This is a genomic window from Rhodococcus sp. USK10 (assembly GCF_019378875.1).
GTDB classification, from domain to species: Bacteria; Actinomycetota; Actinomycetes; order Mycobacteriales; family Mycobacteriaceae; genus Rhodococcus_F; species Rhodococcus_F pseudokoreensis.
Window position 1 is genome coordinate 7,992,629 of the sequence record NZ_CP076048.1, and the last position, 22,783, is coordinate 8,015,411.

The window sequence follows — 22,783 nt, forward strand, 5'->3', positions numbered from 1 at the left end:
TCGACCGCGTTCGGGCACGGACGGGCGCGTCGCTGAAATCACCTGAACGCGGTTGTATTGAAAACTTGTGCGTTCTCGGATTAGGTATGGCGACGGTCGAGCCCGACTCGGCGGTGCCGGGCGGATCCGGGACCCGCCGGTACCGCTCACCACTGCGTCGCATGCAGGCAGCGCAGGCGCGGGCGGTCGTGCTCGAGGCCGCCACCCGGTTGTTCGCCGAGCGCGGCTGGGCTGGCACCGGAGTGCGGGATATCGCGCGGGCCGCGGAGGTTTCCGTCGAAACCGTCTACGCGACATTCGGATCCAAGGCCGACTTGTTGAAAGCGGCACTGGAGGTCGCCATCGTCGGCGATGACGCTCAGGTGCCGTTGGCCGACCGGCCCGTCTACACGGCGATCGGAACGGGGCGCACGACCGGTGACCGCATCGAGTCGGGTGCGCGCCTGATCGCCACGATCAACGAGCGCACCCACCGCCTGGCCGTGGCAATCCGCCAGGGTGCGACGACCGATGCCACGCTCGCAGCGGTGGCCGCCGACCTGGAGGGGCAGCGCCGGCGCGCGGTCGCCGACGTCGCAGACCTGATCGTGGGTCGTCACGCCGATCCAGGTCAGGTCGACGAGCTGTGGGTCCAGGCCCCACGACCAGGTCTACGCCCTGCTCGTGGACGAATGCGGTTGGAGTCGCCTCCGCTACGAGTCATGGCTGATCGACCGCATCGAAGAAATCCTCGACCGCCCGGTGTGACACACCGGCGCCATTGTCTGGAGTAGGTCATGACAACCGGCACTCTGCAATCTGTCGACACTCGCATCATGCGCATCGTCCACAACGCACTGCGCCGTGATATCGCTCGCTCTGCGCAGGTATTGCGCACAGCACCGCCGCCCGCGCAGACCCAACGGGTCGCCCTCGCGGATCATCTCGTGTGGATGATGCATTTCCTGCACCTGCACCACAGCGGTGAGGACCGTGGGCTGTGGCCGCTGGTCCGTGAGCTGAACCCGGACGCCGGGGCACTGCTCGACGCGATGGACGCCGACCATGCGCGGATCCGCCCCGAGATGGAGCGGGTCACCGCTGCGGCAACCGAATACCGTGTGCATCCGACTGCCCGAGAAGGACTTTCGCATGCTCTCGCCGCTCTCGAACAGGTTCTGCTGCCGCATCTGCAGTGTGAGGAGGACGAGATGATGCCGGTCGTCGCCCGAACCCTGACCCGTCGTCGGTGGGACGACGTCGAAGAGCAGGTGTTCATCGCCTCGAAGACCAAGCGGGAGCTGGGGATCGAAGCTCACTGGATTGTCGACGGTGTCGATCGGGAAGACTACGACGTCACCGTTCACAAAGTCGGTCCCGCCACGACGTGAGCCCCCGGATCCACCAGCCACCCCGCACCGAGGGCTCGGTGGAGCTGTGGATCGACGTCCCGGCACGGCAGCTGTACGACATGGTCGCCGACGTCACCCGCATCAACGAACGCAGCCCCGAGTGCCGCAATTGCGGCTGGCTACCGGGACTGTCGCCGGGGACCGTGGGCGCCCGATTCCGGGGACGCAACCGCGCGCATCACATGCGATGGTCTCGGGTTTGCGAAGTGGCCGCCGCCGATCCGGGCAGGAAATTCGAATTCCACACCGTGTCGGATCGGCGCAACCCGCTGTACCACGACTCGACCACCTGGTCATACACCTTCAGGGCGGACGGTGACGGGACCCGGGTGACGCATTCGTATCGGATCGACGTACTGCCGTACCGCCCGCTGCTCTCGCTCTACGCACGCCTCCAGCCGCAGCACCGGGACATGCGGCCGCAGATGCGGCAGAATCTCGAGGCGCTGCGGCGGCAGGCACACGCCGGCGCGCCCACAGGGTCCCTGCCCCGAACGGCCTAGGAAGCATCGGCTTGCGCGCGGGGGCTCACGTCCGTTGCCTTATCGGGGTATGCGGGGTAGACCTGAGGTACGGATCCACGACAGACCAAGGTCGGACCGGAAGAGAAGATTCCACCTCTCGGTCGTGGCGCCCAGCACGAGTTGTAGGCACCCACGCAAAAGCACGGCCCACTAACTGGGCTCAGCGCGGTGGGCTTGCGTCAGGCCGGGGGGATGCCCGACGCCGAGGCCACATTTGACCCCGCGCAACCATGCAGCTTGGTAACCAGATGTTCGTGCTCGCGGGCGGCGTCACCTTGATCAGGGGCGTCGCCCGACGTATGTCTGTGGAACGTCGGCGTAGCTCCGCAGGCTGAGTACCCGGTGGGTGCAACGGAGACCCGGACGAGGTGATTCGATGGTGGCTATCGATTCCCACAGAAGGAGAGCACATGCTGGTTGCATTCAGCGTCAGCCCGATGGGCGGGGACTCCGACAGTGTCGGTGCTGCCGTCGCCGCGGCCGTGCGGGTGGTCCGCGAATCCGGGCTGCCCAACGAGACCACGTCGATGTTCACCACCGTCGAGGGTGAGTGGGACGAGGTAATGGCAGTCGTGAAGCGCGCGACGGACGTTCTGCTGGAACAGTTTCCGCGGGTCAGCCTGGTGCTGAAGGCGGATATTCGCCCGGCGCGCAGCGGTCAGCTGCAGGCGAAGGTCGAGACCGTGGAGCGTCACCTGACCGATTGATCGTCCTCGCCGGCGTACCGGCGGGCGAGTTCTGTGCCGATTCGGGCGAGTTCGGCGCGGACCGCCCGCGGTTCGAGGACTTCGACCATCGAGCCCCAGCCGGCGAGGTTTCGGGCGATGTCCAACGGGGTCGGTGCGGCGAGGCGTATCCGGGCGCGGCCGTCGTCACTCTCACCGTCGGGGTGGCAGTGCCGCCCGAAGTGGTCACGCAGAATCGGCACGAACCTGGCGTCGATGAGCACCGTCGCCCACGTCGTGGAACGCCGCTGCTCCATCTCGCCGACGACTTCGTCCCACGCCGCGGCGAGCGTGAAGTCGTCGGGGCGCTCGGCGGGTTGCTCCGTCGATTCGGCGTCGACGATCCGGTCGACCCGGAAGGTTCGCTGACCCCGTTCGGTGCCGGCGAGCAGGTACCAGATGTCGTCCTTGTCGACGAGACCCCACGGGTCGACGAGGTTGCGTCCAGCAGAGTGGTGTATGAACCGGATCCGAACCTGACCGGCGTGTCGTAGCCCCAAGAAGGCGGCCATCGCGTGACTCTTCGAGAGACCTACCACAGTCATTCGAGACAGGACCACGCGATGACCACTGCCCACGATAACGACCTGCACCAATTCCTGACCGACCGGCTCTCCGGCGCCAGTCCCGATCTGCTGCGCAACCTGCTGTCCACGTTCATCGATGCGCTGATGGGCGCCGAGGCCGACAGCCTGTGTGGGGCCGGCTTCGGCGAACGCTCCGATGCCCGCACCAACTCACGTAACGGATACCGGCACCGCGACTTCGACACCCGCGCCGGCACCCTCGACGTCGCCATCCCCAAGCTGCGGTCCGGTTCGTACTTCCCGGATTGGTTGCTCGAGCGCCGCAAACGCGCCGAGAAGGCGTTGACCTCGGTCGTGGCGACCTGCTACCTGCTCGGGGTCTCGACCCGGCGGATGGAGAAACTCGTCGACTCCCTCGGCATCACCTCGCTGTCGAAATCACAGGTCAGCGTCATGGCGAAGGACCTCGACTCCCAGGTCGAGGCGTTCCGCAGCCGGCCGCTCGATGCCGGGCCGTACACGTTCGTCGCGGCCGACGCGCTCGTGCTCAAGGTGCGCGAGAACGGGCGGGTGGTCAACGTGCACGCGTTGGTCGCGGTCGGTGTCAACGCCGAGGGCTACCGCGAGATCCTGGGCCTGGACGTGACCTCGTCCGAGGACGGGGCCGGCTGGCTGGCGTTCTTCCGCTCCCTGGTCGCCCGCGGCCTGTCCGGGGTGCGGTTGGTGACCTCCGACGCCCACGCCGGCCTCGTCGCGGCAATCGGGGCGACCCTGCCCGGCGCCTCATGGCAGAGGTGCCGAACCCACTACTCGACGAATCTGATGGCGCAGACCCCGAAGGGGTCGTGGCCTTGGGTGAAGACGTTGCTGCACTCGGTCTACGACCAACCCGACTCCGATTCTGTTCATGCCCAATATGATCGAATCATCGACGCCCTGTCGGAGAAGCTGCCGAAGGTCGCCGACCACCTCGACGCCGCACGGTCGGACCTGTTGGCATTCACCGCATTTCCCAAGCAGATCTGGAGGCAGATCTGGAGCAACAATCCGCAGGAGCGCCTAAATAGGGAAATCCGCAGGAGAACCGATGTGGTCGGGATCTTCCCCGATCGCACCGCCCTGATCCGGCTCGTCGGGGCGGTCCTCGCCGAGCAACACGACGAGTGGATCGAAGGACGCCGCTACCTCGGACTCGACGTACTTGCCCGATCCCGCGGCGACAACACCACCACTACCGAACCGAACCAGGAGGTGACACCACCCGCGGAACTGACCGCATAACCCCACGAGGAGTCACACGACGACTTCGTACACCACGCCCCGGGACTTGACCGTCGACGAGTCTTTCGGACCGTTGCCGTGCGCTGTTGGTGTAGGTCAGTCGGACTTTCCGACGCCGGATGACGGCGGCCTGCAGTAGGTCGACCATCTCGGGTCTGTGGCGGTCGCGCTCGCCCCACCGGGTGGGGTCGATCATGGTGGCAGTGGCGGCGGCCTCGGCGTCGGCACGGAAGGTCTGCGGCAGCGCCCGCACGAGTTTGCGCAGCGCCGCTTTGGCCTCGCCCGACACGGCGGCGGCCGGTCCGACCAGCAGGAACAGGGCCTGGGCCTCGGTCGCGGACAGCCCGCTGAGGTCGGTGCGAGCGCCGCCGAGGAGCGACCATCCGCCGCCGCGCCCGGACTGGGGGTAGACCGGGATCCCCGCGGCGGACAGCGCCTCCAGGTCTCGGCGCGCGGTGGCGACGGACACCTCGAGTTCCTCGGCCACTTCGGCGGCGGTCACCCGTCCCCGGGATTGCATCAGCAGGAGGGTGGCGACGAGTCGGTCAGCGCGCATGTTCTCAGTTTCTCTCGAAAAGGGCTCAATTGGTGAGCACTTTGACTCGGAGGATGGATCTTGTCACCGACCGAGGAAAGGACCCACCGATGTTGCGAGGACTCACCACCGTCAGCTTCTACGCCGACGACCTGACGGCCGCCAAGGCCTGGTACACCGAACTGCTCGGAGTCGAGCCGTATTTCGTGCGCTCGGTGGCGGGGGCGCCCGCCTACATCGAGTTTCGGATCGGCGACTACCAGCACGAACTCGGCATCATCGACAGCCGATTTGCCGGACCGGACCGTTCGCGTGACGCCGAGAACACGATGACCTACTGGCACGTCGACGATGTGGAGGCGAGTGTCGAGCGGCTGCTGTCCCTGGGTGCCACCCTGCACGGGAAGCCGGTCGAGCGCGGGCCGGGATTCGTCACCGCATCCGTGACCGACCCGTTCGGGAACATACTCGGCGTGATGTACAACCAGCACTACCTGGACATTCTCGCGTCGAAGGCGGGGGTGTGACATGAACATTGTCGTCGCTCGCACGGCCGCACAGTGGCGTGCATGGCTCTCGGAGAATTGCCGGTCCGAGAAGGAGGTCTGGCTGGTCATCCACCACAAGGACAGCGGGAGGCCGAGCATCCGCTATCACGAGGCGATCGAACAGGCGCTGTGCTTCGGATGGATCGACGGCCTGCACCGCACACACGACGCCGACAGTTCGCGCCTGCGCTTCACGCCCCGCACCGCGCGCAGTTCCTGGAGCCGGGTCAACCGGCAGCGCGCGGCGAGCATGATCGAGCAGGGACTGATGACCGAGGCCGGTCACGCGGCCATCGATCTGGCCAAGTCCAAGGGGACATGGGAGAACGCGGCGAACGGCGACAACTCGGTGGTCTCCGGCGATCTGCGGGCAGCGTTCGCGCGAAACGAGGTTGCACACGCGAACTTCGAGAAGTTTCCGCCGTCTTCGACACGGTTGATCCTGGAGTCTTCCGCGCAAACCCGGTCCTTCAGGTCCGGGATAGCCGATCTGGATTTGTCGGACCCTGGGGCTAGTGTCTTCGGTCATGGCGGGGAGGGTGGTGAAGCGGGCGTTCAAGTACCGTTTCTATCCGACTGCGGTGCAGGCGGAACAGCTTGCTCGAACGTTCGGGTGCACCCGGTATGTCTACAATCGGGCGTTGGCGGAGCGGACGCGGGCCTGGTCGCAGGAGCAACGGCGAATCACCTATGCGGACACCTCGAAGATGCTCACCGGATGGAAACGGGACCCCGAGACCGCGTGGTTGGCGGAGCCGTCGAAGGGGCCGTTGCAGGAATCGCTGCGGCAGTTGCAGGGCGCGTTCGAGAGGTTCTGGCGCAAGCAGTCCCGCTACCCGCAGTTCAAGAGGAAGGGGCAGTCGAAGGATTCGGCTACCTACTTCTCGAACTGCTTCACCTACCGGGGCGGGCAGCTCCGGTTGGCCAAGCAGTCCGAACCCCTGGACATTCGGTGGTCGAGGCCGCTACCGGAGGGGGCCGTGCCGTCGCAGGTGACGGTCTCGCGTAACGCTCGCGGGCAATATCACATCTCGATCCTCGTCGAAGACGTGATTCCCGAGCTCGAACCGGCCGATCGGGTGGTCGGGCTCGACGCCGGGATCACCAGCCTGTACACACTCTCGACGGGGGAGAAGATCACCAACCCGCGCCATGAGCGCAGGGACCGTGCGCGGTTGGCGAAGGCGCAACGGGTGCTCGCCAGGAAGGAGAAAGGGTCCCGGAACCGGGCCAAGGCCCGACTGAAGGTCGCGAAGATTCATGGCCGGATCGCTGATCGGCGGCGCGATTATCTGCATAAACTCTCCACTCGTTTGGTGCGCGAAAACCAAGTGATCGCCATCGAGGATCTGAGTGTGCGGAACATGGTGAAGAACCGGTCGTTGTCTCGGGCGATCTCGGATGCGGGTTGGTCGGAGTTCCGGTCGATGCTCGAGTACAAGGCCGTCTGGTACGGGCGGCGGGTGGTGGCGGTCGATCGGTTTCATCCGTCGTCGAAGACCTGCTCGGTGTGCGGGGTGGTCGCGTCGGCGATGTCGCTGGATGTGCGGGAGTGGGCGTGCCGGTGCGGCGTCGTCCACGACCGGGATGTGAATGCGGCGAGGAACATTTTGGCCGTCGGACTGACGGTTGCAGCCTGCGGAGACGGTGTGAGACCACCCCGCACCTAAAGTGTGGGGAGGCAACTGTCGGTGAAACAGGAACCTCGGGACGCGAGTCCCGAGGGGAATCTCGGTCGTTCACGGCCGAGAGGAAGTCAAAGCGTCAGCCAAGAAGCCGGACACGAGGAAGCGGCGGATCGAACGGACGGTCACGCTGGCTGCGAGAAATCTGCGGGCCAACCATCCGGGTGTGCGGATCGGGGACGGTGTGCAGTCGTAGATCATTCCGGCGACCGGGAGAGGGGAGAATCGAATGGACTGGCCGCACGAACTCGCCGATCAGCTCGATTGGCATTGGGAGCATCAGTTGCGCCCACGGCTGGCGGGGCTGACCGACGAGGAGTACTTCTGGGAGCCCGCCCCGGACTGCTGGAGTGTGCGGCCGAGAGGCCGCTCGCAGGCTCCCGTTCAGGCCGGCAGCGGCGAGTTCACCATCGATTTCGCCTTTCCCACGCCGGACCCGCCCCCGATCACGACCATCGCCTGGCGGCTCGGGCACATCATCGTCGGCGTCTTCGGCATGCGGATCGGCAATCACTTCGGCGGGCCGGCCATCGACTATGAGACGTTCGACTACGCCGGCACCGCTGCGCAGGCGCTCACCCAACTCGACGAGCAGTACGACGCCTGGTGCGACGGCGTGCGAGGCCTGGGAACCAGCGGTCTCGCCCAGCCGTGCGGGCCCAGCGAGGGACCGTTCGCGGACTACCCGATGGCGGCGCTGGTGTTGCACATCAACCGCGAGGTCATCCACCACGGTGCCGAAGTGGCGCTGCTGCGAGATCTGTACCTGCGACGACCGGCCTAGCGTTCGCCGGCGACGCGGGCGAGTCGGCGGACGAGAGTCCGCACGACCGGGCCGTAGGTGACGCCGAGCACCGCATCGAGTGGCCCCGGCGCGGACATCGTCATCGTGATCCGCGAACCGGTGCCGCGGGGCTCGACGAGGTGATCGAGCGTCATCGGTCCCACCCGCCACGTCCAGGAGCGGCCCGGTGTCTTGGCGGAGATGGATGCGGGTACCGGCACGATCCAGAGCAGTCGTGCCGCGCCGCATCTGCCGGCTTCGATTTCGGGGAATCCGAGACCCCACGCGCCGCGCACGTGCGGAGCCCACTCGGGCCAGCGCGAGGGCCGTGCGACGAGCGCCCACACCGTGTCCACCGGGGCGTCGGAATCAGCTGAGAAGGAATGCGGCACGGGGGAGGAGTACCCGTTTTCGGCCCCGGTCGGCAGCGCGGAGGGGGTGGACGTGAACAACGGGTGAATTGGGCCGTGTCGAGTTGCGTGTAACTCGCGGTACTGGCCACGCTTGTAGGGAACGGCGAGGGAGGGAGCCGATCATGCTCGTTCGTCTACCCGGGGTGTATCGCCCCCAGCGCGACACGTGGCTGCTCGCCGAGGCGCTGGCCGCCCGAGATCTCGGTCCGGGCACCCGTGTGCTCGATCTCTGCTGTGGCACAGGGGCGTTGAGTGTCGAGGCGTGCGCGGCGGGGGCCGGCTGGGTGACCGCGGTCGACGTGTCGCGCCGCGCCGCGATCAGTACGTGGCTCAACGCCAAACTGAACCGCCGGACCATCCGTGTGGTGCGGGGCGACCTGGTGGACGCCGTCCGGACACTTCGATTCGACGTGGTGGTGGCCAACCCGCCCTACGCGCCCGCGACCGACGACGGAACGCCGGGCCGGGTACTCGCGCGAGCCTGGGACGCCGGCGTCGACGGGCGCGCCGTGCTCGACCGGATCTGCAGCGAAACCCCGGACCTCCTCGCTCCCGGCGGCACCCTGCTCCTCGTCCAGTCGACGCTCAACGGAGTGGACAAGACGCGGGCGATGCTGGAAGAGCGGGGACTGCGGGTGGACGTGGTCGCGTCGGAGGACGTGCCGTTCGGTCCCGCGCTCGCGTCCCGCACGAGGATGTTGGAGTCGCGGGAGCTGATCCGGCCCGGCCAGCGCACCGAGCGGATTGCGGTGCTGGCGGCGACCGACCTGCGGTCCGGCGGCACCCGGCACCGACCCACCCGACGCTGAAAGCCGCGGCCCGGCTGTAGGTTGCGCGGTGGTCGTCGACGGGTTCGTCGAGGCTGGTGAACCGCTGTCGGGCGCCGCGTGTAAAGTTTGCCGTTCGACGACGCCGAGCTTTCGAGGACCGCTGAACCACTACATGGCCAAGATCGATCGCAGCCGCACTGCCGCACTCACCCAAGCGCCGACCCTGCACGAGCCGGATGCCGGCGTCCGGCGCACCGTGCTCCCCGGCGGGCTTCGGGTGGTCACCGAATACGTTCCCGGTGTCCGATCCGCGTCCGTGGGCGTCTGGGTGGGTGTCGGGTCACGCGACGAGCAGCCCACCGTCGCCGGTGCGGCGCACTTCCTCGAGCACCTGCTGTTCAAGGCCACGCCGTCGCGCAGCGCTCTCGACATCGCGCAGGTGATGGACGGCGTCGGCGGCGAGCTCAACGCCTTCACGTCCAAGGAACACACCTGCTTCTACGCGCACGTGCTCGACGACGACCTGCCGCTCGCCATCGACCTCGTCAGTGACGTCGTCCTGCGCGGCCGCTGCCGGTCGTCCGACGTGGACGTGGAACGCCAGGTAGTCCTCGAAGAGATCTCGATGCGCGACGACGACCCCGAAGACCTCCTCGGCGACGCGTTCCTGACCGCCCTGTACGGCGACCATCCCGTCGGCCGGCCGGTGATCGGCAGCGTCGAATCCATCGAATCGATGACCCGCACCCAACTCCACTCGTTCCACGTGCGGCGCTACACGCCGCCGCGCATGGTGGTCGCCGTCGCCGGCAACGTGGAGCACGACCACACGGTCGAACTGGTGCGGCGCGCGTTCGCCGGGCACCTCGAATCGGCGTCCGAACCGGCTCCACGCCGCGCCGGCACCCTGCGCCTGCGGACCGAACCGGCACTCAGCCTGACCAACCGGGACAGCGAACAGGTCCACCTCTCGCTCGGGGTGCGCGCGTTCGGGCGGCACGAGTCCCACCGCTGGGCACTGTCGGTACTCAACGCCGCTGTCGGCGGCGGGCTCAGTTCCCGGCTGTTCCAGGAAGTGCGGGAGATCCGCGGCCTGGCATATTCCGTGTACTCGGGCATCGACACGTTCTCCGACACGGGTGCGTTCTCGATCTACGCCGGGTGCCAGCCCGAGAACCTCGGCGAGGTCACCACGGTGGTCCGCGAGGTGCTCTCGAACGTGGCCGCCGAGGGCATCACCGACGCCGAATGCGCCCGCGCCAAGGGTTCGCTGCGGGGCGGACTGGTTCTGGGGTTGGAGGATTCGGGTTCCCGGATGCACCGCATCGGTCGCAGCGAGCTCAACTACGGCAATCACCGCAGTATCACTGAAACCCTGAGCAAGATCGACGCGGTCACCACCGACGAGGTGCGCGATGTCGCGAGGGTCCTGCTGCAGCGCCCGTTCGGCGCCGCCGTCGTCGGACCGTATCGTCGCAAGCGTGACCTGCCGGCCTCGGTGCGCGGCATCGTCCGGTAACGAGGATTCGCCGACCACCGACAGGAGCAGCCCGAGATGAAGATCCGTGGAGCGGTACTCGAGGAGATCGGGAGAACGCGCCCGTTCGCCGAGTCGGCGCCGATCTCGATCTCCGAACTCGACCTCGACGAACCCGGTGCAGGCGAGATCCTCGTCCGGATCGAGGCCGCGGGTCTGTGCCACTCCGATCTGTCCGTCGTCGACGGCAACCGGGTGCGCCCGGTCCCGATGCTCCTCGGGCACGAGGCAGCGGGACGGATCACGCAACTCGGCGCCGGAGTCGACGACGTCACCGTCGGGCAGCGCGTGGTCATGACGTTCCTTCCGCGCTGCGGGGAGTGCGAGGGCTGCGCCACGGACGGCCGCATGCCGTGCGTGCCCGGCACGAGCGCCAACAACGCCGGAACCCTGCTCGACGGGGGAGCGCGACTGCACCGCGGCGACGACCCCGTGCATCACCACCTCGGGGTGTCCGGATTCGCGACGCACGCCGTCGTCAACCGGCGGTCCGTCGTTCCCGTCGGCGACGACGTCCCCGCCGACGTGGCGGCCGTGCTCGGATGCGCCGTCCTCACCGGCGGCGGCGCCGTCCTCAACGCCGGCGATCCGCGTCCCGGCCAGGCGGTGATGGTCGTCGGGCTCGGCGGCGTGGGAATGGCCGCAATCCTGACCGCCGTCTCCCGGGGCGCCGGCGAGGTCATCGGCGTCGATGCCGTACCCGAGAAACTGCAGACCGCACGCGAACTCGGAGCGACGGCGGTCTACACCCCGGCGGAACTCGAGGAGGCCGGTGTCCGGGCGCCCATCGTCATCGAGGCCGCCGGAAACGCCCGCGCCTTCGAATCGGCCGTTCGCGCAACTGCTCCCGGCGGCAAGACGATCACCGTCGGACTGCCGTCCCCGGACGCGCGGTCGTCGATCTCCCCGCTCATCCTGGTGGCCGAGGCCCGCACGATCATCGGCAGCTACCTCGGCTCGGCCGTGCCGTCCCGGGACATCCCGATCTACGAGGACCTCTGGCGCTCCGGGAAGCTTCCCGTGGAGAAACTCATCTCCTCCCGCATCACGCTCGACGACATCAACCGCGGCATGGACGAACTCGCCGACGGAAAGGCGATCCGGCAGATCATCGTGTTCGACTGACCCGGCGGGCCGGTCGCGGGCAGAATTCTGCCCATGAGGTTTCGCACCACCATCGAGTTGGGCGGCAAGACCGCGACCGGCTTCCGGATCCCCGAGAGCGTCGTCGCGAACCTGGGATCGGGCAAGCGGCCTGCGGTCCGGATCACGATCGGCGGCTACACCTACCGCACCACGGTCGCACCGATGGGCGGCGTGTTCATGATTCCGCTCAGCGCCGAGAACCGGGTCGGTGCGGGGGTCGCGGCAGGCGACGAGGTGGATGTGGACGTCGAACTCGACACCGAACCCCGGGTCGTCACGGTGCCACCCGACTTCGCCGAGGCGCTCGACCGGCAGCCGGACGCGCGGAAGGCGTTCGACGCGCTGTCGTACAGCAATCAGCGCAGGCACGTGCTGTCGATCGAGGGCGCCAAGACGGACGAGACCCGGCAGCGCCGGATCGGCAAGGCCGTGGACACGCTGCGCGAGGGCTGAGGCGGGTTCGCGCGAACTCCGTCAGCGGGCGTCGCCCGGACGTCCCGTGACGTCTTCGACGGACAGTGCCGACAACGCGATCAGGCCGGCCAGAAAGCCCGCGCGCTCCCGCCCCGGCAACCTGGCGAGCAGTCGCTCCTCGCCCCGCCGGATCGCTGCCTGCGCCGAATCGCGCACCCGATGCCCGTCCGGGGTCAGCGACAGCAGCCGGGCCCGGCGGTCCGCGGGATCGCGCTGCCGGTCGATCAGACCGCGATCCTGCAGTTCGTCGAGCACGCCGATGATCCGGGTCTTGTCGGCGCCGATCGCCTCCGCGAGCGCGGCCTGGGTGCGGAGCGGGTGCTCGTCGAGTGCCAGGAGCACGACGTAGCCCCACATGGTCAGCCCGTGCTCTGCGAGCACGGGGAGTTCCGCCGCCACCAGCGACCGGTTCAGGGCGGTCGTCATGGCGGCGAGGTCGGGGCGGGTGCGCTCGTGCTGTCCGTTCGTCGGGTCGGGGCTCGGCATATCGCAGAAAATACACCTTGACCGATCATCTACCCGAGCAGATGATAAGCAGGAGCGTATTAATTCGATTCGGAGGACGAGGTGCCAACGATGAATGTGGACGAGGTCCGGCGCTGGGATGCCCGCGCCGTGGAGGCGAGTGTGGAGATCGTGTCGCACGTGACGAGCCGCGACCTGCAGCGCGCGACACCGTGCGCGCAGTGGACCCTCGGCGAACTGCTGGCCCACATGACGGTGCAGCACCGGGGGTTCGCCGCAGCGGCCGCGGGCAACGGGCCCGACCTGTCGCACTGGCGGCCGCACGCGTCGGCCGACCCCGTTGCCGACTACCGCGCGGCGGCGGACGCCGTCCTCGGGGCCTTCGCCCGCGACGGCGTCGGGGAGCGGCAGTTCTGGCTGCCGGAGATCAGCACGGAGTTCCCGTTCCCCGCGGCCACCGCCGTCGGGTTCCACTTCCTCGACTACGTCGTCCATTCGTGGGACGTCGCACGGTCGCTCGGGCTCGACTTCGTACCCGAATCCGGCATGGTGGCCGCGGTTCTCCCCATCGCGCGCCTGGTGCCGGACGGTGCGGACCGACTGCGCGAAGGCGCCGCGTTCGCGCCCGGACTGCCCGCCGGCGCCGACTCCGCCGATTTCGACGCCGTCCTGTCGCTGCTCGGCCGGTCATCGCAGTGGCACGCCGAATACGAGACCCGCCGGGTGTGAGGACGAGACGCAGGTCTCCCGCGCCGCCCCTGCGCAGCGGTCGGCACCCGGCGATTGCGTAGGCTTTCGGGCGAATCGTTGTGACTGGACGGAGCGTGGAGAAGTGAGCGCAGCAGCACCCATCAGGGTCGGGGTTCTCGGGGCCAAGGGCAAGGTCGGCCGGGCGATCTGCGAGGCGGTGGAGCAGGCGCCGGACCTCGAACTCGTCGCGGAGGTCGACCACGGCGACCGGCTCGAGTCGTTCGTCGAGGCCGGAACACAGGTCGTCGTCGACTTCACCCACCCCGACGTGGTGATGGACAACCTGAAGTTCCTCGTCTCCAACGGCATTCATGCCGTAGTGGGCACCACCGGGTTCGACGACACCAGGCTCGACACCGTGCGATCGTGGCTGACCGAGCGCCCCGAGGCCGGGGTCCTGATCGCCCCCAACTTCGCGATCGGCGCCGTCCTCTCCATGCGCTTCGCCGAGGCGGCAGCACGATTCTTCGATTCCGTCGAGGTCATCGAGCTGCACCACCCCAACAAGGCGGATGCGCCGTCCGGCACCGCCTACCGGACCGCCGCCCTCATCTCGGAGGCGCGGCGCAAGGCCGGCGTCGGGCCGAGCCCCGACGCCACCACCACCGAGCTGGACGGGGCGCGCGGCGCCGACGTGGACGGCGTGCGGGTGCATTCCGTGCGGCTGGCAGGTCTGGTCGCACATCAGGAGGTGATCCTCGGCACGCAGGGCGAGACGCTGACCATCCGCCACGATTCGATCGACCGCAACTCCTTCGCCCCCGGCGTCCTGCTCGGTGTGCGGGAGATCGGCAACCGCCCGGGGCTCACCGTCGGTATCGACCCCCTTCTCGACCTGTGAAGGACGGCTCGACCAGGACCGTCGTCACGATCGGACTGCTGGTCGCTGCCCTGGCGTTCTACTTCGTCCTGCTCGGGCAGCGCGGCATCGAACTGATCCAGGACGGCGGGGTAGCGGCGATCGGGCTGGGCATCGGCGTCCTGATCCTGCCGTTCCTGGGCGCCTGGATCGTCTACGCCACGCTGCGCGCCGGATTCCAGCACCAGCACCTGTCCCGCCGCATCGCCGAGGAGCGACTCGACCTGGACGTCTCCGATCTGCCGAAGCGTCCGTCGGGCCGCATCGACCGGGACGCGGCCGACGCACTGTTCCAGCAGGTCAAGTCCGAATGGGAAGCAGACCCGGACAACTGGCGGAACTCGTACCGGCTCGCGCGCGCCTACGACTACGCGGGCGACCGCGGACGGGCACGGGAAACGATGAAACGAGCCGTGGAACTCGAACGCGTCGAACGGGAAGCCGGGTCCGGCCGGTAGGGCACGGAACCGGTCGTACGCTGACGACTGTGAAGTCGCTACTCGTCGTCCACCACACGCCGTCGCCGGTGACCCGTGAGTGCCTCGAAGCCGTGCTGAAAGGCGCCCGGGACCCCGACATCGACGGGGTCGAGGTGAAGTCGATCCCCGCACTCGGCGCGACCGTCCCCGACGTCCTCGAAGCCGACGGATTCCTGTTCGGGACCTCCGCCAACTTCGGCTACATGTCCGGTGCGCTGAAGCACTTCTTCGACACCGTCTACTACCCGTGCCTCGACGCGGTCGCCGGACGTCCCTACGGACTCTGGGTGCACGGCAACAACGACACCGCCGGGGCCGTGAAGTCGGTGCAGAAGATCGTGACCGGGCTGGCGCTCACCCAGGTCGCCGAGATCCTGGAACTGACCGGATCCCTCGACGCGAGCGCGCGGGAGCGGTTGTACGAACTCGGTGCGACGGTGGCGGTCACGTTGGCCGAGGACGCCTGACCGCGTCGCCGTCGACTGTGTCGGTGGCCGATGGCATGCTTCGGGCATGCGTGAGATGACCGCCGCCGCTGCCCGGAGATCGGCGCTCTGGGCGCAGGGGTTCGCCGACCGGAAGCCGGCCGGTGCACCGACGCGCAGGCACGTCCGATCGGTTCTCGACCGCGTGCGGTTGTTCCAGATCGACTCGGTGTCGGTGGCTGTGCGCGCCCACTACGTCCCGCTGTTCAGTCGCCTCGGGGTGTACGACCGCGGGCTGGTCGATTCGGCGGCGTGGTCGCATTCCACCCGCGCGCCCCGCATGCTGGCGGAGTACTGGGCGCACGAGGCGGCGTTCATCCCGGTCGAGGACTGGCCCCTGCTGCGCTGGCGGATGCACCGGTACCGACACGGACGCTGGTCCGGCGAATCCCGGGTACTCGACCGCAATCCCACGCTCGCCGCCGACGTGCTCGACGTGATCGGCGCCGTCGGTGCGTGCAGCGCGGGCGACGTGGAGAAACACCTCGAGGTCGACCGGCCCGACCGCAAGGGTCCGTGGTGGGATCGCAGCGACACCAAAGTGGTGTGCGAGCAGTTGTTCGCGTCCGGCGCGCTGGCGGTCGACAAGCGCGTCGCCTTCACCCGTCACTACGACCTCACCGAACGGGTCCTGCCGAAAGCGGTCCTCGCCGACAATGTTTCGGAGGAGGACGCCGTCCGTGGCCTGGTGCAGCGGTCCGCGCGGGCCCTCGGTGTGGCCACCGAACCCGATCTGCGCGACTACTACCGGCTGTCGCCGGCGCAGAGCGCCGCGGCCGTCGAGGACCTCGTCGAGGACGGAGTGCTCGAACGGGTCGGGGTCCGGGGCTGGGAGGCACCGGCATTCGTCCACCGCGACGTCCGGGTTCCCCGCAAGGTGGAGGGGGCGGCGCTGCTGTGTCCGTTCGATCCGCTGGTCTTCTGCCGTCCCCGCACCGAGCGGGTATTCGACTTCCGGTACCGCCTCGAGATCTATACCCCCGCGCACAAACGTGTCCACGGCTACTACGTCTTCCCGTTCCTGCTGAACGGTGAACTGGTCGCGAGGGTCGATCTCAAGGCCGACCGCGCGTCGGGAACGCTCGAAGTGCGATCCGCGTTCGTCGAACCCGACCGGAGTCCGGGGCGCGTGGTGGAGGCGCTGGTTCCGGAACTGCGAAGAATGGCAACGTGGTTGGGCCTGGACGACGTCCGGGTGGACGATCGCGGCAACCTCGGTGCCCTCCTCGCGGCCGAGGCGTCGCGGCCGCGAGGAGAGTAGAGGGTCTACAGGCTCTCGACGAACTTCGTCAGGCCCTTGCTCGCGGTCTCGAGCGCCGTCTTCTGCGCCTTCTTCACGAGGAACCCCGGCAGCGGAATCTTCGGGTCGACCGTCAACTCGAACGTCACCTTGGTGCCTGCGCCGGACTCGGTGAGGACGTACGACCCGTCCTGAGCGTTCTGCTGGCCGCTCTCGACGAGGTGCCACGACACCGTGTTGTCGCCCTCGAACGTGTAGTCGACGACCTGCTCGTCGCTGATCCCGAGGATGGAGACACTCATCCGGACTCGGTGGGGGCGGCCGTCGTCGTGTGTGCTCTCGATGGTGACCGACTTGTGGGCCGAGGACCACTCGGGCAGGCGATCCACCGCAGCGATCGCGGCCATCACCGTGGCCGGATCGGCCTTGATCTCGAATTCCTTGACGCCGGAAACGGCCATGTTCTTCGCTCCTTCGAGCCCGTGGCGACTCTCACCGTGTGGCTGATGCGACGTAATTACATCACCGCCGTCGACGGGCGCGTGGAGTGAGTGCACCGGCACTCAGAAATCGCCTCTCCCGTTCCGGCGCATCTGGTCCTTGAGTGCGCCCTGGACGGCTTGCGACACCCAGGAATTGAGCGACACCCCGTTCTGGGAGGCGGCCTCCTCGGCCTTCGACTTGATCTGATCCATGAGGCGGAGGGTGACGCGGCTGATGTCACCGGTGACGTCATCGAAGGCGGCACCGAGATCCTCGGCGGTGGCGGTGCGTTCGCCGTCAGGCCCGGGCTGGGCGGGGGTGCGGTGCACGTCGACCGCCACCTCGCTGCCGTCCAGGCGCACACCGACGGTGCGATTGCCGAGTTCGGAAGACACCTCGCCGGCAAAGTCGGTGAGCGCCGAGAGGAGGAGCAGGCGCGCGGCGGGTTCGACCGCGGCGGCGAGCGCCGCAGCGGTCGCCCGAGTCTGCTCGTCGCCGAGTGCGGCCGCTGCGTTCAGGTCGTCTCGCAGCCGGGAGACGTAGATGCCGAGGTCCATGACGCCAGCATGACGTCAAAAGTGACGTCAGTCAAGGAGTCGTGACTTCAGTTTGGTGATGTCACCGTCGGACAGTTTCAGTCCCTCCGACACGTACGCGTCGAAGCTGCCGTATGTGGCGACGGCCGTGTCGAAGGCGCTGTCGAGCCAGGCCTGGTCGACACCGTCCAACCCCGGATGTTCCGGGTCGGCGCCGCGATAGGTGTTACTGAGCAGATAGTCCGCGTTCACCGTCTCGCGCGGGACTCCCAGGACGGTGAGCAGCACGGCCGTCGCCCACCCAGTGCGATCCTTGCCCGCGCTGCAGTGATAGATCGTCGCGCCGTCCGATTTCGCGATGTCGTGCAGAACCGCAGAGAACGCCTCGTTCGCCCCCGGGCCCGTCACGAAGGCGCGGTAGGCGGCGGGCATGTCGACCAGGGTGGTGATCGGCGACTGCCCCAGAACGTCGTACCAGTGTCCGTCCGCTCCGGCCGGAAGCCGGTCCGGCGGGGGGGAGTGGCCCCGAGAACTGCCGCCCCGAGAACTGCGATCACGACGGCGCGGCGTGCGCGGCCACTGCGGTACTGCACAGGAAAGTCTCCCTCGCGGACCCAGAGCACCACGAAACTGTGGGCGAGACGAGACTGGCACGCGCGGCTGAACGCACGGGAGCCGGGCCGGGGCACGCCGCGCCCCCCGCCGGCGCTGCGACTAGGGTCGATGCATTCAGGAGGGACTCCCGACAGGAGTTCGGTAGGAGGATCAGCGCAGTGCCGCAGACCGTGCCGCTCAGGGTGCAACTCGTCGCGAAGACGGAGTTCTTTCCACCGGCGGACATCCCGTGGGAGACCGACGCCGACGGCGGTGAAGCGCTGGCGGAATTCGCGGGCCGGGCGTGCTACCAGAGCTGGTCCAAACCCAACCCCCGCACCGCGACCAACGCCGGCTACCTGCGCCATCTGCTCGAGGTAGGGCACGAGTCGGTCCTCGAACACGGCACCGTCAGCTTCTACATCACCGGCATCTCCCGGTCCTGCACCCACGAGCTGATCCGGCACCGCCACTTCTCCTACTCACAGCTGTCCCAGCGCTTCGTGCGGGAGAACGACGGGAAGGTCGTCGTCCCGCCGGCGATCGCCGGCGACCCGGAACTCGAGGAGCTGTTCGCGAAGGCCACCGACGCCAGCCGGACGGCGTACGGCGAACTGCTCGAGGCCCTCGAATCGAAGCTGGCCGACACGTCCAGCGTGCCGCTGCGCAACAAGCAGGCGAGGCAGGCCGCGAGGGCCGTCCTGCCCAACGCGACGGAGACCCGGGTGGTGGTTACCGGCAATTACCGGGCCTGGCGGCACTTCGTCTCCATGCGGGCCACCGAGCACGCCGACGTGGAGATTCGCCGTGTCGCGGTCGAGTGCCTGAGGCAGCTGCAAGCGGCCGCACCGAATGTCTTCGGCGACTTCGAGGTACTGGACTGGGGCGACGGCACGGAGGTGGCGAGGAGCACGTTTTCCGCCGACGCGTGACTGGTGTGCAAAAGTACCTGGGTCACCGGGTAGCCTTCTGACCATGACCTACGGTGATTCCGCTTCTCCAGTCGAGCGTCCGTTCGGCACCGTGTCCACAGCGATGGTGACGCCGTTCACCTCGGACGGAAAGCTGGACGTCGACGCCGGTGTCCGCCTCGCGGCGTACCTCGTCGACAACGGGTGCGACTCCCTCGTGCTCGCCGGCACGACCGGTGAGTCGCCGACGACCACCGAAAACGAGAAGCTCGAGCTGCTCCGGGCGGTCATCGACGCGGTGGGCAACCGCGCGAAGATCATCGCCGGCGCGGGCAGCAACGACACCGCGCACAGCGTCGAACTCGCCCGTGATGCCGCTCGCGCGGGCGCGCAGGGCCTCCTCGTCGTCACGCCCTACTACTCGCGTCCGCCGCAGGCCGGACTGTTCGCGCACTTCACCGCCGTCGCCAATGCCACCGACCTTCCGGTCATGCTCTACGACATTCCACCCCGCTCCGTGGTCCCCATCGAGACGGAGACCATCCGGCGTCTCGCCGAGAACCCGCGCATCGTCGCGGTCAAGGACGCCAAGGGCGACCTCAACGCGGGCGCCGAACTGATCGGCACCACGGACCTCCAGTTCTACTCGGGGGACGATCCGCTCAACCTGCCGTGGCTGTCGGTGGGCGCGACGGGATTCGTCAGCGTCATCGGGCACCTCGTGCCCGGCCGGCTGCGTGAACTGCACACCGCCTTCGCGGCCGGGGACATCGCCCGTGCCCGCGCCATCAACCTCAGCCTCATCCCGGTCATCCGCTCGGTGGCGCGTCTCGGCGGCGTGAGCGCGTCGAAGGCGGGGCTGCGCCTGATCGGCCTCGACGTCGGCGAACCCCGGTTGCCGCAGGTGGCGCCCACGCACGATCAGATCGATCTCCTGGCCGCCGATCTGCACGCTGCGGGGGTGCTCGCGTGACCCGACCGCCTCGTCGTCGCAGCGCCAGCCGCCAGGCAGGTCCCCCTTCCCCCACAGCGAGCGAGCCGACGAAGTCGGCGACCGTCGCTGCGGAACAGCCGAAGTCGGCGCCCGTTGTTGCCGACGAGCCGAGTGCCCCGAAGTCGGAGCAGGCCAAGTCTGCGCCCGTGAAGGCCTCGTCCACGAAGGGGGGCGCCGCCAACAAATCGTCGTCACGCTCAGGCCGTCGCGGCGGCGGCAACAAGCGTCAGGACACGCGACCGGCCGCAGTCGATCCGACGGCTCGGCTCGGCGCCCCGCCGAAGGCCCCGTTCAAGGGTCTGCGGGTGGTGGCTCTCGGCGGCATCGGCGAGATCGGTCGCAACATGACCGTCTTCGAGCACCAGGGCAAGCTGCTCATCGTCGACTGCGGTGTGCTGTTCCCGGAAGACCAGCAGCCGGGTGTCGACCTGATCCTCCCGGACTTCCGGCACATCGAGGACCGCATGGACGACGTCGAGGCCGTCGTCCTCACGCACGGCCACGAGGACCACATCGGCGCCATCCCGTTCCTGCTGCGCCTGCGCCCGGATCTGCCGGTCGTGGGTTCGCGGTTCACGCTCGCGCTCGTCGCGGCCAAGTGCCGTGAGCACCGCCAGCGCCCCAACCTCGTCGAGGTCGTCGAGGGGCAGCGCACCGAACACGGCCCGTTCGAGTGCGAGTACTTCGCCGTCAACCACTCGATCCCCGACGCCATCGCCGTGGCGATCCGGACCGACGCCGGCGTCGTGCTGCACACCGGCGACATCAAGCTCGACCAGTTGCCGCTCGACGGCAGGCTCACCGACCTCGCAGGCTTCTCCCGTCTCGGCGACGAGGGCGTCGACCTGTTCCTCGTCGACTCGACCAACGCCGAGGTGCCCGGATTCGTCACCCCCGAACGTGAGATCGGGGGAGTGCTCGACAACGTCATCGGCAAGGCCCGGCAACGCGTGATCGTGGCGTCGTTCGCCAGCCACGTGCACCGCATCCAGCAGGTCGTCGACGTCGCCCACCGGTACAACCGGCGCGTCGCGTTCGTGGGCCGGTCGATGGTCCGCAACATGCAGATCGCGCAGGACCTCGGATATCTGAGCGTGCCGGACGGTCTGGTCGTCGACATCGACACCGCGGCCAACCTTCCCGACGACCGGCTCGTCCTCATCTCCACCGGCTCGCAGGGTGAACCGCTGTCGGCGCTGTCGCGGATGGCCCGCGGCGAGCACCGGCAGATCAACATCCGGGCCAACGACCTCGTCGTGCTGGCCTCGTCGCTGATCCCCGGCAACGAGAACTCCGTGTTCGCCGTCGTCAACGGCCTCGCCAAGCGCGGCGCCACCGTCGTCACCCAGCAGAGCGCGAAGGTGCACGTCTCCGGTCACGCCTCGGCGGGCGAGCTTCTGTACCTGTACAACGCGGTCCGGCCCACCAATGCGATGCCGGTCCACGGCGAATGGCGCCACCTGCGCGCCAACGCCGCCCTGGCGAAGGCCACCGGTGTGCCGGAGGAGCGGATCGTGCTGGCCGAGGACGGTGTGGTGGTCGACATGGTCGACGGACTCGCCGAGATCGTCGGGCAGGTTCCCGTCGGGCACGTCTACGTCGACGGACTGTCCGTCGGCGACGTCGGCGACTCCACGCTGTCGGACCGGCTGGTCCTCGGTGAGGGCGGGTTCATCGCCATCAACGTCGTCATCGACGACCACACGGGCCGTGCGGTCAGCACTCCCGAGGTGTCCGGACGCGGATTCTCCGACGACCCGACGGCCCTCAAGGATGCGGCGCAGTTGGTCGAGGCGGAGCTGCTGCGACTGGCCACCGAAGGCATCAACGACGCTCACCGCATCGCCCAGGCGATCCGGCGCGTCGTCGGCCGATGGGTGGCCGACAAGTACCGTCGCCGGCCGATGATCGTCCCGACCGTCATCGCGGTGCCGTCGGCGGAGGGCAAGTAGTTCTCCGACAGGTACATTCGGTCGGGTGACCTTCGCCCGAGATGAACGCCTCGCCCTCGTCGACTCGATGGCCGAATTCGGTCCCGACGCCCCGACCCTCTGCGGGACGTGGACCAACCGGGATCTGGCCGCCCACCTGATCGTGCGCGAACGGCGCCTCGACGCTGCCCCCGGCATCGTCGTGGGCCTGCTCGCCGGGTACACCGAACGCGTCCAGAACGAGACGGCGACACGTCCGTGGAGCCGGTTGCTGGACGAGGTCCGATCGGGTCCGCCGAGGTGGTCGCCGATGTACTGGGTGGACGCGCAGGTGAACCTGGGGGAGATGTTCGTTCATCACGAGGACGTGCGCCGCGCCCACGACGGATGGGAGCCGCGCGTGCTGCCCGGCGAGCGTCAGGACGCGCTGTGGGGTCTGGCGCGCAAGGTCGGCAAACTCGGCTACCGGCACGCCCCGGTGACGGTGGTGCTCGAGCGGCCGTCCGGGGAGCAGGCCACCGTCCGCACCGCCGGCACCGGCCGGGTGATCCTGCGGGGGGAACCGTCGGAACTCGCCCTGCACGCGTTCGGCCGGAATCAGGTGCGGATCGAGACCGAGGGTGAGGCCGCCGACATCGAGGCCGTGACCTCCCTCGGCCGAGGGTTCTGAGGCCATTTCGACGCAGCTCTGCCGCTGTTACGGGTGTTGCGGATGG

The 22,783-nt window shown here is 68.3% G+C and carries 24 protein-coding genes and 3 pseudogenes; 20 read left to right on the forward strand and 7 right to left on the reverse strand.

Features of this window, described 5'->3' with window-relative positions; translation table 11 throughout:
• The first annotated feature begins 86 nt into the window (after window positions 1-86).
• From I1A62_RS43575 to I1A62_RS43585, 3 genes and pseudogenes are all read left to right on the forward strand, one after another.
• Window positions 87-747, forward strand: a pseudogene (locus tag I1A62_RS43575) (helix-turn-helix domain-containing protein).
• Between the two features lie 29 nt (window positions 748-776).
• Window positions 777-1,894 (forward strand): annotated as a pseudogene (locus I1A62_RS46925) (hemerythrin domain-containing protein).
• Window positions 1,895-2,325: 431 nt separating this feature from the next.
• A complete protein-coding gene (locus tag I1A62_RS43585; RefSeq protein WP_124392866.1) occupies window positions 2,326-2,622 on the forward strand; it encodes an MTH1187 family thiamine-binding protein in 297 nt (98 codons plus the stop codon).
• Here the strand turns inward: I1A62_RS43585 and I1A62_RS43590 are convergent.
• On the reverse strand, window positions 2,607-3,185 hold the full coding sequence (locus I1A62_RS43590) for a helix-turn-helix transcriptional regulator (RefSeq protein ID WP_374710730.1): 579 nt from the start codon (window positions 3,183-3,185) through the stop codon (window positions 2,607-2,609). The genes I1A62_RS43585 and I1A62_RS43590 overlap by 16 nt on opposite strands.
• An 18-nt stretch (window positions 3,186-3,203) precedes the next feature.
• Here I1A62_RS43590 and I1A62_RS43595 point away from each other — a divergent pair, with 18 nt between their 5' ends.
• Window positions 3,204-4,448, forward strand: coding sequence for an IS256 family transposase (locus tag I1A62_RS43595; protein ID WP_219458147.1), 1,245 nt, complete (start codon window positions 3,204-3,206; stop codon window positions 4,446-4,448).
• A 52-nt stretch (window positions 4,449-4,500) separates the two neighbouring features.
• Here I1A62_RS43595 and I1A62_RS43600 read toward each other — a convergent pair.
• Window positions 4,501-5,004: pseudogene (locus tag I1A62_RS43600) on the reverse strand (helix-turn-helix transcriptional regulator); the annotation flags it as partial.
• An 89-nt stretch (window positions 5,005-5,093) separates the two neighbouring features.
• Here I1A62_RS43600 and I1A62_RS43605 point away from each other — a divergent pair.
• The 3 genes from I1A62_RS43605 to I1A62_RS43615 all read left to right on the forward strand — a co-directional run bounded on the left by I1A62_RS43605 (window position 5,094) and on the right by I1A62_RS43615 (window position 8,000).
• Window positions 5,094-5,510 (forward strand): VOC family protein, encoded by a 417-nt coding sequence (locus tag I1A62_RS43605; protein WP_124392868.1) that lies wholly within the window; start codon window positions 5,094-5,096, stop codon window positions 5,508-5,510.
• 548 nt (window positions 5,511-6,058) lie between these two features.
• The gene (locus I1A62_RS43610) at window positions 6,059-7,201 is read left to right on the forward strand and encodes an RNA-guided endonuclease TnpB family protein (RefSeq protein ID WP_219458148.1); all 1,143 of its coding nucleotides are present in this window, start codon (window positions 6,059-6,061) and stop codon (window positions 7,199-7,201) included.
• Between the two features lie 244 nt (window positions 7,202-7,445).
• Window positions 7,446-8,000 carry a DinB family protein gene (locus I1A62_RS43615; protein WP_219458149.1) on the forward strand — a complete coding sequence of 185 codons (555 nt, stop codon included), beginning with the start codon at window positions 7,446-7,448 and terminating at the stop codon, window positions 7,998-8,000.
• On the opposite strand, the gene I1A62_RS43620 is transcribed toward I1A62_RS43615, so the two are convergent.
• A complete protein-coding gene (locus I1A62_RS43620; protein WP_257890689.1) occupies window positions 7,997-8,452 on the reverse strand; it encodes an SRPBCC family protein in 456 nt (151 codons plus the stop codon). The genes I1A62_RS43615 and I1A62_RS43620 overlap by 4 nt on opposite strands.
• Before the next feature lie 83 nt (window positions 8,453-8,535).
• Between I1A62_RS43620 and I1A62_RS43625 the strand changes: the two genes are divergently transcribed.
• The 4 genes from I1A62_RS43625 to I1A62_RS43640 all read left to right on the forward strand — a co-directional run bounded on the left by I1A62_RS43625 (window position 8,536) and on the right by I1A62_RS43640 (window position 12,319).
• The gene (locus I1A62_RS43625; protein ID WP_124392871.1) at window positions 8,536-9,222 is read left to right on the forward strand and encodes a HemK2/MTQ2 family protein methyltransferase; all 687 of its coding nucleotides are present in this window, start codon (window positions 8,536-8,538) and stop codon (window positions 9,220-9,222) included.
• A 133-nt stretch (window positions 9,223-9,355) separates the two neighbouring features.
• Window positions 9,356-10,702, forward strand: a complete 1,347-nt coding sequence (locus tag I1A62_RS43630; protein ID WP_219458150.1) for a pitrilysin family protein — start codon at window positions 9,356-9,358, stop codon at window positions 10,700-10,702.
• A 36-nt stretch (window positions 10,703-10,738) separates the two neighbouring features.
• Entirely contained in the window at window positions 10,739-11,845 is a 1,107-nt protein-coding gene (locus tag I1A62_RS43635; protein ID WP_124392873.1) for an alcohol dehydrogenase catalytic domain-containing protein, read from the forward strand.
• Between the two features lie 33 nt (window positions 11,846-11,878).
• Complete coding sequence (locus I1A62_RS43640; protein WP_124392874.1) at window positions 11,879-12,319, forward strand: YdeI/OmpD-associated family protein; 441 nt, start codon at window positions 11,879-11,881, stop codon at window positions 12,317-12,319.
• Between the two features lie 21 nt (window positions 12,320-12,340).
• On the opposite strand, the gene I1A62_RS43645 is transcribed toward I1A62_RS43640, so the two are convergent.
• Complete coding sequence (locus I1A62_RS43645; RefSeq protein WP_124392875.1) at window positions 12,341-12,826, reverse strand: MarR family winged helix-turn-helix transcriptional regulator; 486 nt, start codon at window positions 12,824-12,826, stop codon at window positions 12,341-12,343.
• A 90-nt stretch (window positions 12,827-12,916) separates the two neighbouring features.
• Between I1A62_RS43645 and I1A62_RS43650 the strand changes: the two genes are divergently transcribed.
• From I1A62_RS43650 to I1A62_RS43670, 5 genes are all read left to right on the forward strand, one after another.
• Window positions 12,917-13,534 (forward strand): TIGR03086 family metal-binding protein, encoded by a 618-nt coding sequence (locus tag I1A62_RS43650; protein WP_124392876.1) that lies wholly within the window; start codon window positions 12,917-12,919, stop codon window positions 13,532-13,534.
• A gap of 103 nt (window positions 13,535-13,637) precedes the next feature.
• On the forward strand, window positions 13,638-14,396 hold the full coding sequence (gene dapB / locus I1A62_RS43655; RefSeq protein ID WP_124392877.1) for a 4-hydroxy-tetrahydrodipicolinate reductase: 759 nt from the start codon (window positions 13,638-13,640) through the stop codon (window positions 14,394-14,396).
• Complete coding sequence (locus I1A62_RS43660; RefSeq protein WP_124392878.1) at window positions 14,393-14,872, forward strand: hypothetical protein; 480 nt, start codon at window positions 14,393-14,395, stop codon at window positions 14,870-14,872. Before dapB ends, I1A62_RS43660 begins: the two co-directional genes overlap by 4 nt.
• A 29-nt stretch (window positions 14,873-14,901) precedes the next feature.
• The gene (locus I1A62_RS43665) at window positions 14,902-15,360 is read left to right on the forward strand and encodes a flavodoxin family protein (RefSeq protein WP_160101486.1); all 459 of its coding nucleotides are present in this window, start codon (window positions 14,902-14,904) and stop codon (window positions 15,358-15,360) included.
• Window positions 15,361-15,406: 46 nt separating this feature from the next.
• The gene (locus tag I1A62_RS43670; protein ID WP_219458151.1) at window positions 15,407-16,639 is read left to right on the forward strand and encodes a winged helix-turn-helix domain-containing protein; all 1,233 of its coding nucleotides are present in this window, start codon (window positions 15,407-15,409) and stop codon (window positions 16,637-16,639) included.
• 5 nt (window positions 16,640-16,644) lie between these two features.
• On the opposite strand, the gene I1A62_RS43675 is transcribed toward I1A62_RS43670, so the two are convergent.
• The 3 genes from I1A62_RS43675 to I1A62_RS46745 all read right to left on the reverse strand — a co-directional run bounded on the left by I1A62_RS43675 (window position 16,645) and on the right by I1A62_RS46745 (window position 18,069).
• Window positions 16,645-17,079 carry an SRPBCC family protein gene (locus tag I1A62_RS43675; protein WP_015890414.1) on the reverse strand — a complete coding sequence of 145 codons (435 nt, stop codon included), beginning with the start codon at window positions 17,077-17,079 and terminating at the stop codon, window positions 16,645-16,647.
• Between the two features lie 102 nt (window positions 17,080-17,181).
• The gene (locus tag I1A62_RS43680) at window positions 17,182-17,658 is read right to left on the reverse strand and encodes a toxin-antitoxin system HicB family antitoxin (protein ID WP_124392881.1); all 477 of its coding nucleotides are present in this window, start codon (window positions 17,656-17,658) and stop codon (window positions 17,182-17,184) included.
• Between the two features lie 27 nt (window positions 17,659-17,685).
• Window positions 17,686-18,069 (reverse strand): tyrosine-protein phosphatase, encoded by a 384-nt coding sequence (locus tag I1A62_RS46745; RefSeq protein WP_257890690.1) that lies wholly within the window; start codon window positions 18,067-18,069, stop codon window positions 17,686-17,688.
• Between the two features lie 341 nt (window positions 18,070-18,410).
• Here I1A62_RS46745 and thyX point away from each other — a divergent pair, with 341 nt between their 5' ends.
• Genes thyX through I1A62_RS43705 form a run of 4 tightly spaced genes read left to right on the forward strand, consistent with a single transcriptional unit; the run spans window position 18,411 to window position 22,737 of the window.
• Complete coding sequence (gene thyX, locus I1A62_RS43690; protein ID WP_124392882.1) at window positions 18,411-19,163, forward strand: FAD-dependent thymidylate synthase; 753 nt, start codon at window positions 18,411-18,413, stop codon at window positions 19,161-19,163.
• 43 nt (window positions 19,164-19,206) lie between these two features.
• Window positions 19,207-20,115 carry a 4-hydroxy-tetrahydrodipicolinate synthase gene (gene dapA, locus I1A62_RS43695; protein WP_124392883.1) on the forward strand — a complete coding sequence of 303 codons (909 nt, stop codon included), beginning with the start codon at window positions 19,207-19,209 and terminating at the stop codon, window positions 20,113-20,115.
• The gene (locus I1A62_RS43700; RefSeq protein WP_308340761.1) at window positions 20,112-22,088 is read left to right on the forward strand and encodes a ribonuclease J; all 1,977 of its coding nucleotides are present in this window, start codon (window positions 20,112-20,114) and stop codon (window positions 22,086-22,088) included. Before dapA ends, I1A62_RS43700 begins: the two co-directional genes overlap by 4 nt.
• A gap of 25 nt (window positions 22,089-22,113) precedes the next feature.
• Window positions 22,114-22,737 (forward strand): TIGR03085 family metal-binding protein, encoded by a 624-nt coding sequence (locus I1A62_RS43705; protein WP_124392885.1) that lies wholly within the window; start codon window positions 22,114-22,116, stop codon window positions 22,735-22,737.
• Window positions 22,738-22,783: the final 46 nt, after the last annotated feature.

Coding starts and splice junctions, on each gene's coding strand:
- I1A62_RS43625 (WP_124392871.1), top strand. CDS start 8,536: ATGCTCGTTCGTCTACCCGGGGTGTATCGCCCCCAGCGCGACACGTGG.
- I1A62_RS43605 (WP_124392868.1), top strand. CDS start 5,094: ATGTTGCGAGGACTCACCACCGTCAGCTTCTACGCCGACGACCTGACG.
- I1A62_RS43595 (WP_219458147.1), top strand. CDS start 3,204: ATGACCACTGCCCACGATAACGACCTGCACCAATTCCTGACCGACCGG.
- I1A62_RS43680 (WP_124392881.1), bottom strand. CDS start 17,658: ATGGACCTCGGCATCTACGTCTCCCGGCTGCGAGACGACCTGAACGCA.
- dapA (WP_124392883.1), top strand. CDS start 19,207: ATGACCTACGGTGATTCCGCTTCTCCAGTCGAGCGTCCGTTCGGCACC.
- I1A62_RS43675 (WP_015890414.1), bottom strand. CDS start 17,079: ATGGCCGTTTCCGGCGTCAAGGAATTCGAGATCAAGGCCGATCCGGCC.
- I1A62_RS43640 (WP_124392874.1), top strand. CDS start 11,879: ATGAGGTTTCGCACCACCATCGAGTTGGGCGGCAAGACCGCGACCGGC.
- I1A62_RS43635 (WP_124392873.1), top strand. CDS start 10,739: ATGAAGATCCGTGGAGCGGTACTCGAGGAGATCGGGAGAACGCGCCCG.
- I1A62_RS43615 (WP_219458149.1), top strand. CDS start 7,446: ATGGACTGGCCGCACGAACTCGCCGATCAGCTCGATTGGCATTGGGAG.
- I1A62_RS46745 (WP_257890690.1), bottom strand. CDS start 18,069: ATGCCCGCCGCCTACCGCGCCTTCGTGACGGGCCCGGGGGCGAACGAG.
- I1A62_RS43610 (WP_219458148.1), top strand. CDS start 6,059: ATGGCGGGGAGGGTGGTGAAGCGGGCGTTCAAGTACCGTTTCTATCCG.
- I1A62_RS43670 (WP_219458151.1), top strand. CDS start 15,407: ATGCGTGAGATGACCGCCGCCGCTGCCCGGAGATCGGCGCTCTGGGCG.
- I1A62_RS43630 (WP_219458150.1), top strand. CDS start 9,356: ATGGCCAAGATCGATCGCAGCCGCACTGCCGCACTCACCCAAGCGCCG.
- I1A62_RS43585 (WP_124392866.1), top strand. CDS start 2,326: ATGCTGGTTGCATTCAGCGTCAGCCCGATGGGCGGGGACTCCGACAGT.
- I1A62_RS43590 (WP_374710730.1), bottom strand. CDS start 3,185: ATGACTGTGGTAGGTCTCTCGAAGAGTCACGCGATGGCCGCCTTCTTG.
- I1A62_RS43645 (WP_124392875.1), bottom strand. CDS start 12,826: ATGCCGAGCCCCGACCCGACGAACGGACAGCACGAGCGCACCCGCCCC.
- I1A62_RS43650 (WP_124392876.1), top strand. CDS start 12,917: ATGAATGTGGACGAGGTCCGGCGCTGGGATGCCCGCGCCGTGGAGGCG.